The sequence below is a fragment of the Pseudovibrio ascidiaceicola genome, assembly GCF_900114245.1.
In the GTDB taxonomy this organism is placed as follows: Bacteria; Pseudomonadota; Alphaproteobacteria; order Rhizobiales; family Stappiaceae; genus Pseudovibrio; species Pseudovibrio ascidiaceicola.
Map to the genome: position 1 here is coordinate 229038 of NZ_FOSK01000002.1, position 13398 is coordinate 242435.

The window sequence follows — 13398 nt, forward strand, 5'->3', positions numbered from 1 at the left end:
TTGGTTGTGTCCGGCTGATGTTTTTTGCTCAATTACGGTTCCGTACTGCCTATTGGGGGTGACAATGCCCCTGAGTATTGCTAGGCACTATCCACCTTAGAAATTCGCGATTGATTGACCAGTTAAAGGCGTCGTTCACCAATGCCAGATCTTCTCCTCGAACTCTTTAGCGAGGAAATTCCTGCCCGCATGCAGCGTCGTGCGGCTGAGGATTTGAAATCCCTCCTGACCAATGCTCTTGTAGATGCAGGTGTAACCTATGAAGGCGCGAAGGCTTATGCCACTCCCCGCCGCCTGACACTGCACATTGCTGGCTTGCTTGCAGGCTCCAAAGCAACCCGTGAAGAGCGGAAGGGGCCCCGCGTTGGTGCGCCTGAAAAAGCGCTGGCTGGTTTCCTGCGTGGCGCTGGCCTTTCCTCTATTGATGATGCTGAAGTTCAAAATGACCCGAAAAAGGGTGATTTTTACGTCGCTGTAATCGAAAAGCCGGGCCGCAAGACCGAGGATATTGTTGCTGACGTGATGCCAGACATCATTCGCAACTTCCCTTGGCCAAAGTCTCAGCGCTGGGGCACTGGCAGCTTGCGTTGGGTTCGCCCGCTGCACTCAATCGTCTGTACCTTTGGTCCTGAGACCGAAGAGCCAGAAGTTATTCCGTTTGAAATTGATGGCATCAAATCAGGCAGGACCACCTATGGTCACCGCTTTATGGCGCCTGAGGCAATCGAAGTGCGCCGCTTGGAAGACTATATGTCCAAGCTTGAAGCTGCCAAGGTTGTGCTTGATGCGGATCGCCGTAAAGACATCATTGATGTTGATGCGAAAAACGCTGCTATGGCACTTGGCCTAGAACTTGTTGAAGATGCAGGCCTTCTTGACGAAGTGGCTGGCCTCAACGAGTGGCCGACTGTGCTTATCGGTTCTTATGATGAGAGTTTCCTTCAGCTGCCTGACGAAGTTATTCAGCTCACCATTAAGGTGAACCAGAAAAACTTCGTACTGAGTGATCCAGCGACATCCCGCCTCTCCAACAAATTTGCGATGACTGCAAATATCGTTGCGAAGGATGGTGGTACCAAGATCATTGCTGGTAACGAAAAGGTTGTTTCTGCACGCCTTGCTGATGCCAAGTTCTTCTGGGAAACGGACCTGAAAACCAAGCTGGACAGCAACGTCTCCAAGCTTAAGGACATTGTGTTCCATGAGAAGCTGGGCACTGTCGCTGCCCGCGTTGATCGCCTTGAACGCCTTGCTGCGGAAATCGCTCCACTCGTTGGCGCTGATATCGAGCAGACCAAGCGGGCAGCACGTCTTGCGAAAGCTGACCTCGTTTCTGCGATGGTCTTCGAGTTCCCTGAGCTGCAAGGCCTGATGGGTCGCTACTACGCGGAAGCGCAGGGCGAAGAGGCTGCTGTTTCTCAGGCGATTGAAGATCACTACAAGCCAGCTGGCGCGTCTGATGATGTGCCAACATCACCCGTTTCTATCGCTGTTGCTTTGGCAGACAAACTGGACATCCTTGCTGGCTTCTGGGCAATCGACGAGAAGCCGACCGGCTCGAAAGATCCATTTGCGCTGCGCCGTGCTGCGCTGGGTGTTATCCGCCTTGTGCTGGAAAACGACCTTCGCCTGCCACTTCGTGACGTTCTGGTTCAAAGCCTGCGCCGCAATCTTGCAGACATTGCTGCTGCTCGCGGTGAAAGCGCGCTGTCCGACCTTCCGTTTATCGGTAAAGGCAAAACTGGCGAAGGCGTTGTTAAGGACATCTTCTCCATGGTTTCCAAAGCTGCTGATGTGGTGCTGGCAAACGTTTCCGACAAGATCCCTGAGACCTCTCTGGAATCCGGCCTGATTGACGATCTCCTTGGCTTCTTTGCAGACCGCATGAAGGTGGTTCTGAAAGACAAGGGTGTACGTCATGATCTGATCGATGCTGTCCTAGCTCGTGGTGGTCAGGACGACATCACGCTGATCGTCAAGCAAGCGGAAGCTCTTGCTGGGCTGCTTGGCAGCGAAGACGGCGTCAATCTGCTGGCAGGTTACAAACGCGCTGCCAACATTCTGCGTGCGGAAGAGAAGAAAGACGGCAAAGCCTTTGCGGGCAAACCTGATGCTGCTCTGCTGGAAGAACAGGCCGAGAAGGATCTGGCAACCGCACTGGATAGCGTTCTGGTTGAAATTAAGCCGTTGCTTGATGCTGCTGACTTCTCTGCTGCAATGGCTGCTCTTGCCAAACTGCGCGGTCCTGTTGACGGCTTCTTTGACGACATTCACGTGAATGCTGAAAAGCCAGAGGTTCGTGAGAACCGTCTGAAGATCCTGTCAGAAATTCGTGCAGCTGTTCATCAGGTTGCTGATTTCTCAAAGATCGCTGGCTAAGCTGACATCATAAGACATTTTAAAGCCCGGTTCTCGCTTGAGTTACCGGGCTTTTTATTTGATTAGGTTTTGACGGCCTTTTCGTATTCAACCGCTGTCTGTGCGATCTCTTCTTTCAGCCAATCCCGCAGCTTGCGAACGCTGGGGCTGCGTAAGGCCCCTTCTCTGCAGATGAACCAGTAGGATCGCCCTGTTGAACAGCGGTGATCGAACGGAATCTTCAACTGACCTTGCTTCACAGCATTGGCGACCAGCGTATCCCAGCCCAGAAAGACCCCGTGACCTGCAATTGCAGCATCCATGCAGAGCGATGCATTGGAGAAACCATGACCTCGTGGAAGCTGGCTTTCCTTGAGACCAAACGGGGCCAACCAGTCGCTCCAACGGTAATAGGAGTTATAGTCGCGGATGATCACTTCATTCAAAAGATCCTGCGGCTCTTTGAGGCGCTCCGCGATCTCAGGAGAGCAGACCGGATAAATGAAGTGCTCGCACAGGCGCTCTGAGTAAACGTCATCAGGTGCTCGTTTATGGACGCGCACGCAGGCGTCCACGTCGGAGTGGTTGAGGTTCACCAACTGATCGTTGGCATCCAGTCTGAGGTTAATGTCCGGGTTTGCCTTCATGAAACTGCTGAGGCGCCAGACAAGCCATTTCTCAGCTAAAAGCGGGGCTACAGACAGGAAGAGGCTTTCTTCTCTGTCCCGGTCTGCCAGTGCGACAGCTTCAGAGATTTGCTTTAAGCCCAGTGTGAGTTCTCGGCAAATCTCGGTGCCAAGGCTTGTCAGCTTCAATCCGCCTGTCTCTCGTGTAAACAGCGGGCGGCCCAACTGATGCTCAGTTTTATGCAGTTGCTGGCTGACGGCGCCGGACGTAATGCCCAGTTCTTCAGCCGCATTTTTCAGGGAGCCCAAGCGCCCGACAGCTTCAACAACGCGGAGGCCAGCAAGACTGACTTGATTGAGATTTTTCATCGAGGACAGTTCCGAGCAGTAAATCTAAACCGGGGTTTAGTTATTCCAGATAGCACTTGCAACGCAATTGACGCATTGTCGCTCCATCAAGTCACAAAGGAAATGACAATGAAAAATCTTTTTAAAGATCTGTTGCGCGGAAAATCCCCCCGAAAGGCCAAAGTAGCTGCAGGCTCAAAGCCTTATTGTGCTGACCCACTTTCACACCCTGCTCTTCAGCGGATGGATACGCGCGAAATTGGTGATGTTTACATCAACCCAGAAAAAACGCTGCCTTAAGAGCAGCGTTTTTTATTTTGTCCCTCAATATGGGATGCCAATCTTTTTATAAATGAAATGCATTAGCCACGCAGGTCCAACCATCAGGAACTGAAGATCCTTAAAGAAGGACGGCTTTTTCCCCTCAATATGATGGCCGATAAACTGGCCGACCCATGCAATCACAAACACTATCAAAGCTGTCTGCCAGAGTGGGATACCAAGCCCAAATTGCTGATAGGTCATGTTAATCCAGATCATCAATGCTGAGAACGCGGCCATGCCGATTGCCAATGTGATGGACAATGACAGATAGTAGATGATCGACAGCCCCAGCCCGATCGTGCACCAGTTCAACCACGGTGAGATATTCGAAAAACCGATGGGTGTTGGAACAGACCACAGCAGTGCAGTCACCGTCCAAAAAATGATCGGCACACAGATCCAGTGAATGGCTTTGTTTTTGTGATTTTGGTGGCTTTCGCCGTACTCGCCCAAAAGGCGATCAATGCGACGCCCGGTTGCTTCTGAAAAGCTCATACTACCCTCCCCGTAATATCAAGCGGTATCAATGCAGCCAGCATGCCGTATGGGGAAAGTATTTTCAAGCTGACAAAACTTCGGCGGGCATATTAACCAGTGCCCGCCGAAGGAGTTGTTTTAGCTATGTGGTGTCAGGCAAACGCCGGCATTTTCCTTACGACATTGCGCATCAACTGCTGAAAGTGCAGTCATATTGACGATGCCGCGTGAGGTCACGGATGGTGTGATGATGTGGGCGGTTTTCTTCGCGCCCAGCAAAATCGGACCGACATGAAGCGCGTCTGTCATTGCCTTGATGAGGTTCAATGCGATGTTGGAGGCGTCCAGAGTTGGGAACACCAGCAGGTTTGCAGGACCGGAGATATGCGCATCTGGCATGTAGCGTTTCAGGATTTCCGGCTTCAATGCTGCGTCACCATGCATTTCGCCTTCTGCTTCCAGATCAGGCATTTGCTTCCAGACCATCTGCAGGGCTTCCCGCATTTTGTTGGAGGTCTCGGACGGACGAGAGCCAAAGTTGGAGTGCGAGAGCAATGCAACGCGTGGTGTGATACCGAAGCGTTTGATCTGCTCGGATGCCAAATGGGTGATCTCGGCGATCTCTTCCGCAGATGGGCATTCTGTAACGTAGGTGTCTGCCAGGAAGTAAGCACCACTGGAGTTGATCAGCAGAGAGAGCGTGGAGAAATCTCTGATGCCTTCGGAGCAGCCAATGATGTTGTTGATGTCGCGCAGGTGCTTATCAAAACGGCCTTCGAGGCCTGTGATGAGCGCGTCAGCTTCTTCTCTATGCAACGCCAAAGCGCCAATGACGGTTGAGTTCGTGCGCACCATGGTTCTGGCGGCTTCTGGCGTTACGCCTTTGCGGCCAACCAGTTGCACCAGTGTATCAACATAGGAGCGGTAGCGCGGATCGTCTTCCGGGTTCACAAACTCAAAATCTGTGCCTGGACGGATGCGCAAGCCGAAGCGCTCACAGCGATTTTCCAGAACCTGAGGACGACCAATGAGGATTGGTGTCGCGAGGCCCTCTTCAAGCACCACCTGAGCGGCGCGCAGCACGCGTTCGTCTTCACCATCGGCATAGATCACGCGCTGTTTGTCTGCTTTTGCCTGCGCGATGATTGGCTTCATCACCATACCGGAACGGAACACGAAACGGTTCAGCTTGTCCATGTAGGTGTCGAAGTCTTCGATCGGGCGGGTTGCTACGCCAGTTTCCATGGCGGCTTTTGCAACAGCAGGGGCAATGCGCAGGATAAGGCGGTTATCGAACGGAGATGGAATGAGGTAGTTCGGGCCGAATGTGTGGGTGACACCGCCATAGGCTTTGGCCACCACATCGGTCGGTTCTTCCCGTGCCAAAGCAGCAATTGCCTCAACAGCGGCCAGCTTCATTTCTTCGTTGATGGCAGTTGCACCAACATCCAGAGCGCCGCGGAAGATGTATGGGAAGCAGAGGACGTTATTCACCTGGTTCGGGTAATCCGACCGGCCTGTACACATCACCACATCATCACGAACGGCCAGTGCATCTTCTGGCATAATTTCCGGGTTTGGGTTGGCAAGTCCCATCACCAGAGGGCGTTTTGCCATCTTTGCAACCATCTCCGGCTTCAGCACACCAGCTGCGGACAGGCCGATGAAGACGTCAGCGCCTTCGATGATATCATCCAGCGTGCGCTTGTCGGTTTTCTGCGCGAAGACGGATTTCCACTCATCCATAAGGGCTTCGCGGCCTTCGTAGACAACGCCCTCAATGTCAGAAACCCAGATATTCTCGCGCTTTACACCAGAGGCGACAAGCAGGTTAAGACAAGCCAGCGCCGCAGCGCCCGCGCCGGATGCGACGACCTTGATCTCATCCAGCTTTTTGCCGGAGAGTTCCATGCCATTGCGCACCGCAGCTGACACGATGATCGCGGTACCGTGCTGATCATCATGGAAAACCGGGATATTCATTCTTTCGCGCAGGCGTTTTTCGATCTGGAAACACTCTGGCGCCTTGATGTCTTCCAGATTGATACCGCCGAAGGTTGGCTCCAGAACGCCAACGGCATCAACGAACTTATCAACGTTGGTCTCATCAACTTCGATATCAAAGACATCAATGCCAGCGAACTTTTTGAAGAGGACAGCCTTACCTTCCATCACCGGCTTGGATGCCAGAGGACCAATCGCGCCCAGACCAAGGACTGCGGTACCATTGGAGATCACTGCAACAAGGTTTTGACGTGCGGTGTAATCAGCCGCTTTTGACTCATCCTTATGGATTGCCAAACACGGAGCAGCAACGCCCGGAGAATAGGCAAGCGCCAAATCTCGCTGGTTTCCCAATGGCTTCGTTGCCTGAATTTCCAATTTACCCGCGCGCGGATACTCATGGTAAAAGAGCGCTTGTTCATCGAGTTCGCCGGAGGTAGGGCGTTTTTTGTCCGTCATCGTCTATTCTTGCCTGACCGAGTGAATGAGCGGCTCGCCACCGGGAATCATTATGACTTCCGGTTCAGATGTCGCAGTTTTGCAAAACCTAGACCATCGCCTAGGATTTTGCAGTATCTCAATACGTCTTAAAGCGTATAAATGCGCGAATTAGAATAAGCAAAACGATTGCATTCAAAATATGCCACAAGGAATGTGTTCCAACGGGCAAAATCGAGCAAATTGGTTCGTCTAAAATCCGGAAACTCATCGAAAGTGCGAAGACCACGCCTGCGGCTAGCAGAGCGTTGGATGTTTGCCTGTTTTTGCTGCGGGTCAGGCCTGCAAAAAGCAGGATTGCGAGGAGTGCCGGGAAGTAGCCAGCAGTGGATCCGAGTATCCCTTCAACCAGCCTTGGGCCAAATGCCATTGCCCCAAAGAAGAGCAGCGTTGCGCCCAGTGATATCAAGAGGTTGGCACCCATATATCGACGTGTGGCAAGGTAGAAGTAAACCAGCATGAAGATCGCGATCGGGATGACATCAGCCAGCATGGACCAGAGGGTTGCGAAGGTGTGAAACAGGAACGATCCGATCCCGATAATGGCCAGCAAAGCGATGAGGACCAGCGCTGCGTTATCTTGTGCGTTGGTTTGCGTTGAACGCGTTTTTTTTGCGTTGCTGCGTGCGTTCAACCAAAATTGAAGGGCAATTAGCGCAGCAATGATAAAAGCAGCGTTGCTCACTGCATTGAGTGGCTCAGACCAGAACGCAGCGGAGGTCCTCTCGCAGTATTGGTTCAGATGCTGATTCCAATTCATGAGACCTCCAAACCGGTACCGTGCTACCTCGTGGCGTTTTGAAAGATCATAGTACCGTTCAACCAATGGACCCGGCTAGCCTTCAAAACCTTCTGGAGCTGATCCTGTCGGCTCACTCCTGACGCATTCGCGAGCGCTTGTTGTAGATGGTCTTTGTGCATCAGCATGGGGAGCTGGTGGCATGATGTTTTCAGCAACCGATGCCTGAGGGTTATAAGCTTCTGCTTGAGTTGTGCGACAGTGCCGAATTCTTCTGTGCGGCTGGGAAACACGCCAATCAGATTTTTAGCAGTTCCTACCCGCTCCGCACGCTCTATAAAGGCAGCTGCTTCTGCCTGCCAGCCCGCTTGTAATATGGCTCCGGGTTGGATCACCAAAATCCAGTTGGAACGAGTGCACTGTTTGAGCCCTTGCGCCAGAGCTGAGCCCGCTTTTGCAGTGGTGCTGACGAAATCTGCGCCGCTGGCATCCGCGACGATCTCGGTCCCATCAGATGAACCTTCATCGGCGATAATGACTTCTTTCAGGATACCTTCTGCGGAAGCTGGGACCAGGGCGGACAGGGTGAGAACCAGTCGGTGCTCACTGTTGTGGGTGGGAATAAGTGCACTAATCATTCCAACAGCTTACAGTGATTTGCCTTATCTTTGGAAAGTAAAGGCTTGCAAATCCAGATATTTTGAGCAATGTTCCACTTATGTTCTCATGAGAAGACGAAAGTGCATGCCCCATGTCAACTGCACAAAATCACAGGGCCGAAACTGAGGCCGCTGATCCTTTAGGGTCTTCGCTTCCGGTCAACATGACAGGGCGAGGCCGTGCTGCACATTCCAACAAGGCTGGCCGGTTTGAGGCGGAAAGCCGGGAACTGATGGATGACGGCTGGGGAACAATTGATGAACTTCCGCCGATTAAGACGGAAGTGCAGATTGAAGCTGCACGGCATGTGATCACTAAAAACAGCTCTCCTGACCTTCCTTTTGATCGCTCGATCAATCCGTACCGGGGGTGTGAGCATGGCTGCATCTACTGCTTTGCGCGACCAACTCATGCGTATATGGGGTTGTCGCCGGGGTTGGACTTTGAGAGCCGTTTGTTTGCCAAACCCAATGCAGCTCAGGTGCTGGAGCGGGAGCTGGGTGCATCCTCCTATCAGCCGAAACCCATTGCGATTGGAACCAATACTGATCCTTATCAACCGATTGAACGCACGCACAAAATCATGCGTGATGTTCTGGAGGTGCTGAACAAGACGGGGCATCCGGTGACGATCGTCACCAAGTCCGCCTTGGTTATGCGGGATATCGATATTCTCAGTGAAATGGCCGAGCGCAATCTGGCCAAGGTGGCTATCTCGGTGACGACGCTAGACCGGAAGATTGCGCGGAGCCTTGAACCGCGCGCCTCTACTCCGCCTCGCCGTTTGCAAGCAATCAAAGCGCTGTCTGATGCGGGTATTCCAACCGCTGTGCTGGCTGCTCCTATCATTCCCGGACTGACGGATCATGAGCTTGAGAGCATTCTTGAGGTCTGTAAGGAACACGGCGCAACAGAGGCCAGCTATATTCTGCTGCGTCTTCCTCGTGAGGTTTCTGAGCTCTTTAAGGAATGGCTTTTGCGGGAAGCTCCAGGGAGTTACCGGCGTGTGCTCAGCCTTTTGCGTTCCATGCGTGATGGAAAGGACTATGACGCCCAGTGGACGCAGCGCTTTAAGGGCAAAGGCCCTTATGCAGACCAGCTGGCAAAGCGCTTTCAGCTGGCGTGCAAGAGCAAGGGTTTATCCTCACGTTCACTAAAGCTGTCCTGTGACCAGTTCATCAAACCAACTTGCGGCGGTGTGCAGCTTTCATTGCTGTAGACGAGGCATGTTGTGATGCTTGAAAGCTGATGGGCTGCGTGGCAAAGAGAGGCATGTCGTATTTTGCAAACTCCCTCTTTGATATCGCCTTTCCTGATGCTCCCGATATGCGCTTTGAGCGCTCCGTTGAGCGCGACTTACAAGGACGTTTTGCTGGTATTGATGAAGCTGGGCGCGGACCATGGGCTGGCCCTGTGGTGGTTGCTGCGGCCAGCCTTGACTACGACAACCTGCCAGAGGGGCTGAACGATTCCAAAAAGTTGACCGAGGCCAAGCGCGAGGAGCTCTTTGAGCAGATCCTTGAGATGGCTGATGTGAGTGTGTGCGTGCAAAGCGCGCGAACCGTTGACCGGATCAACATTCGCGAAGCAACGCTGCAAGGTATGCGCACCTGCGCCCGCTCGCTCAGCGTTCCGGTGAAACGGTTCTTCATTGATGGCAAGGATGTGCCCCATCACTTGCCGCAGGAAGGGCAAGCACTGATCAAGGGTGATGGCCGTTGCCTCGCGATCTCCGCCGCCTCAATCGTTGCCAAAGTGACCCGAGATCGTCTGATGGTGAAGATGGACAGGGACTTCCCAGAATACGGCTTCGCCAAACATAAGGGCTACGGCACCAAACAGCACCAGGAAGCCCTAGCAGCACACGGCGTAACCCCGCTCCACCGCTGCTCCTTCCGACCTATTCGGGAGATGATTGAAGCAGGGTAACGCTTCAATCAAACTTGGCCAGCACTGCCAGTATACCGGCTTGTTATACTCTGCCTCTGAAATAGCCTTAGATCGAAACATTCTGTTTGTTTAACTCGCCTCTATGCTTGTCTAAATACAGTGCCTTCAATGCGCTGTGTTTAGATTTTTCGAGGTGAGCCCCACACTGAGGTGCGGCATTGGAGGCCATAGCCATCAAATAGATGGGTATAAACCAAGCGCAAATTTCCAAGTATCAAGCTGCTATCATCTCAAAAAAATAGAATACGTACTTTATTTTCAGCAAGTTATGCCTGTGTGTAATTTTGACTTTTCCAAACTTAGTCGATTACCTAAATATCTTACAATTGTGATAGCAATCGAAATGATATCATTTAAAAATCAGTAATTTGATTTATGTTCAGTAAGTTAAAATGTTGATTTACCTTAGATCATGGAAAATCGATTCACATGACAAAGCTGCTCCATAATTTAAATTGGAATTTTAAATTCTTTTTCCCTTTCACTTTTATTCTTTCATTTTTTGCAATTACACTTCTAAATTTGATTTTAGCTACACCAACAACTGCTGCCGTTAGCTGCAACTTCCCTGATAGTACGAACAATGGAATTGCAGTTAATCTGACATTGGACACCTGCACGGTCACGCTCACCCCTACCAATGATGAAGCATTTTTCACTTTCTTTGATAATACATTAGAGAATGCTGGAATTGCGGTATCTACAGACATTCCAAGCACAGGTTTGGGAGTGAATTCCCTCTCTATCAACGGCACACCACAAATTATTAATAATGGTGTCAATGCTTTCAATGAGAACTTACCGGACAATACGACAATTACGCTCACGGGAACTCATAATAACAACACCCAAAATTTCGCCCTTTCACTCACTCGCGCTGGTGGAACAATCACTCTTTCAGGTTCAACCAGTGGAGGAATACCAAGTGCGATCTCTGTTACTTCTGGCAATAATCAAAATATAGAGGTCTCTACCTCGTTTACAAATCCACTCGTTGTTACCGTAACTGACAGCGGGGGGGACCCTGTCGCCGATGAAACTGTTACTTTCACAGCTCCTGCAACTGGTGCCAGCCTAAGCTCTGTCACTCAGACCGCAACAACAAATGCTTCTGGCGTGGCAAGCTTGAGTGCAACAGCTAATGCGACCAGTGGCAGCTATGTGGTAGAGGCCAGCGTTGGCGGGGTTGTAACGACAGCGGACTTTTCCTTAACCAACGATGCTGGAGCAGCCTCTTCCGTTTCGGTGACTTCCGGAAACAACCAGAACACTGCCATTTCTTCTGCCTTCACAAATCCATTGGTTGTGACTGTAACAGACAGTGGCGGCAACCCTGTTGCCAGTGAGACTGTGACGTTTGCTGCTCCCGCCACGGGTGCGAGCTTGAGCTCCGTTACACAGACAGCAACAACAAATGCTTTTGGTGTGGCGAGTTTGAGTGCAACAGCTAATGCAACCAGTGGCAGTTATGTGGTGGAGGCCAGCGTTGGCGGGGTTGTAACGACTGCAGACTTTTCCTTAACCAACGATACCGGATCAGCCTCTTCAGTTTCCGTGACTTCGGGAAACAATCAGAGCACTGCTATTTCTTCTGCCTTCGCAAATCCGTTGGTTGTGACTGTGACTGATAGTGGCGGCAATCCAATTGCTAGTGAGACCGTGACATTTACCGCGCCCGCCACGGGTGCGAGCTTGAGCTCCGTTACACAAACAGCAACCACAAATGCTTCTGGCGTGGCAAGCTTGAGTGCAACAGCTAATGGAACTGGTGGAAGCTATGTGGTTGAAGCCAGTGTGAGCGGCGTAGTCTCAACTGCAGATTTTTCTCTTTCCAACACAACAGGACCCTCTTTGATTGTTGTAAGCTCAGGTAATAGCCAGAGCACTGAGATTTCAAGCAGCTTCTCTGATCCGCTTGTTGTTACAGTCACCGATACGGGCGGAAATCCCGTCGCAAATGAGACAATTACATTTACAGCACCGTCCTCCGGTGCAAGCCTAGCTGTAGTTACGCAAACAGCCACAACCAATGCGGCTGGAGTAGCGAGTTTGAGTGCAACAGCAAACGGTATAGCAGGGAGCTACGTGGTTGCAGCCAGCGCTGTTGGTGTTAGTAGTTCGGCAGACTTTTCACTGACAAATGCACGCGACAGCAACGCTGATATTGTGCGAACAAAAGCAGTCATAGGTGCCTTCATCGGTGCACGAGCTAATCAAATTGTGGCTGAACAACCGAAGCTGGTACAAAGGTTAAGAACCGGGAAATTCGGTCAACAAAAAGGCTTAAACAGCTTCTTTTACGATGTTTCCTCTGCACGTCAGCAGGCTTCCTTCCAGTTCAGTTACGCCTCCTTTATGAACAAGCTGACTTCCCTCAATAACGATAGCTCTTCGCAATCCAGAAGTCGCATCACCAATGGGTTTGAGCAGGTTGAACAGCAGAAGCAAAATATAGAGCTTAGCTGGGCCGCGGATACAATCACGCAACCTCATAAAGCCACAGCAGCGATTAATAGTCTCGTTTCGGATAATGAACTATCGGATGACGGTTATTCACCCTCTGGGTTTGATATTTGGGCACAAGGGTCCTACATTCGCGTCGAAAACAACGATTTTGGAAGCAACAATGGACTGTTCTATGTTGGTGTCGATTACCGCCATGAGGATACTTTCCTTTTAGGCTTTCTGACACAACTGGATATCTCTGAAGAGAACAACAATACAGCCAACACTTCAGCCAGTGGTGTGGGCTGGATGTTTGGTCCTTACGCGGTTCTTCGCCTACAACCTAATCTCTACATGAATGGCCAGATCACTTATGGGCGTTCCAGCAATGACGTTGATGCACTTGGGCTGGGAACTGATAATTTTGATACTGAGCGACTGCTGCTCCAAGCTGGTTTAACTGGAGATTTTAGTCTGAATGAGCTGACGATCAATCCGTTTGCCAACCTCACTTATTATTATGAGAAACAAGAGGAGTATGTTGACCAGCTAGGCAACACAATCTCCGATCAAACCTTTACTCTTGGGCGATTAGAATTCGGGCCACGTGTCTCCTATGACTATTTGAGCGAGACAGGCTACTTGTTCTCTCCCTTCCTATCTGTTTCAGGAATTTATGATTTCAATCGCCTGATTAGTGACATTCCAACAGACGCAACGTTGGCTTCAGCGGATGAGAACTTCCGCGCCAGGGTAGAAGGTGGGGCAGAACTGTTCATTCCAAGTCCTGGAATTCGGGTTCTGGGAGAAGGATTTTACGACGGGATTGGAGTTTCAGGCTATGAGGCATACGGCGGCAAACTGAGCGCAAATATTCAGTTTTAAAGTCCGGCTAAAAGGCGAGTTGTTTGATAATCATCCAAACCGCTTGAACTCCAATAATAAGGATGCCGTAAGACCTCACAAGCT

The 13398-nt window shown here is 51.1% G+C and carries 10 protein-coding genes; 5 read left to right on the forward strand and 5 right to left on the reverse strand.

The genetic code is table 11. From position 1 onward, the window contains the following. The first annotated feature begins 141 nt into the window (after positions 1 to 141). Positions 142 to 2379: a glycine--tRNA ligase subunit beta gene (gene glyS / locus BM231_RS05300; protein WP_093517369.1), complete on the forward strand. Its 2238-nt coding sequence runs from the start codon at positions 142 to 144 to the stop codon at positions 2377 to 2379. Positions 2380 to 2441: 62 nt separating this feature from the next. On the opposite strand, the gene BM231_RS05305 is transcribed toward glyS, so the two are convergent. Next, positions 2442 to 3353, reverse strand: coding sequence for a LysR substrate-binding domain-containing protein (locus BM231_RS05305; RefSeq protein ID WP_093517370.1), 912 nt, complete (start codon positions 3351 to 3353; stop codon positions 2442 to 2444). Positions 3354 to 3461: 108 nt separating this feature from the next. Here BM231_RS05305 and BM231_RS27045 point away from each other — a divergent pair, with 108 nt between their 5' ends. Then, entirely contained in the window at positions 3462 to 3632 is a 171-nt protein-coding gene (locus tag BM231_RS27045; RefSeq protein ID WP_167550265.1) for a hypothetical protein, read from the forward strand. A 24-nt stretch (positions 3633 to 3656) separates the two neighbouring features. Here the strand turns inward: BM231_RS27045 and BM231_RS05310 are convergent, their stop codons facing one another. From BM231_RS05310 to BM231_RS05325, 4 genes are all read right to left on the reverse strand, one after another. Further along, positions 3657 to 4151, reverse strand: coding sequence for an Mpo1 family 2-hydroxy fatty acid dioxygenase (locus BM231_RS05310; protein ID WP_093517371.1), 495 nt, complete (start codon positions 4149 to 4151; stop codon positions 3657 to 3659). Positions 4152 to 4271: 120 nt separating this feature from the next. Then, complete coding sequence (locus BM231_RS05315; protein WP_093517372.1) at positions 4272 to 6596, reverse strand: NADP-dependent malic enzyme; 2325 nt, start codon at positions 6594 to 6596, stop codon at positions 4272 to 4274. A gap of 118 nt (positions 6597 to 6714) precedes the next feature. Then, positions 6715 to 7395, reverse strand: a complete 681-nt coding sequence (locus BM231_RS05320) for a ceramidase domain-containing protein (RefSeq protein ID WP_093517374.1) — start codon at positions 7393 to 7395, stop codon at positions 6715 to 6717. Positions 7396 to 7418: 23 nt separating this feature from the next. Next, entirely contained in the window at positions 7419 to 8012 is a 594-nt protein-coding gene (locus tag BM231_RS05325) for a glycosyltransferase family 2 protein (RefSeq protein WP_093517376.1), read from the reverse strand. Positions 8013 to 8125: 113 nt separating this feature from the next. On the opposite strand from BM231_RS05325, the gene BM231_RS05330 reads away from it, so the two are divergent. The 3 genes from BM231_RS05330 (at position 8126) to BM231_RS05340 (ending at position 13314) form a co-directional block, all read left to right on the forward strand. Further along, positions 8126 to 9253, forward strand: coding sequence for a PA0069 family radical SAM protein (locus BM231_RS05330; protein WP_093517378.1), 1128 nt, complete (start codon positions 8126 to 8128; stop codon positions 9251 to 9253). 53 nt (positions 9254 to 9306) lie between these two features. After that, entirely contained in the window at positions 9307 to 9963 is a 657-nt protein-coding gene (locus BM231_RS05335; RefSeq protein WP_093517859.1) for a ribonuclease HII, read from the forward strand. A 450-nt stretch (positions 9964 to 10413) separates the two neighbouring features. After that, complete coding sequence (locus tag BM231_RS05340) at positions 10414 to 13314, forward strand: beta strand repeat-containing protein (RefSeq protein WP_093517380.1); 2901 nt, start codon at positions 10414 to 10416, stop codon at positions 13312 to 13314. Positions 13315 to 13398: the final 84 nt, after the last annotated feature.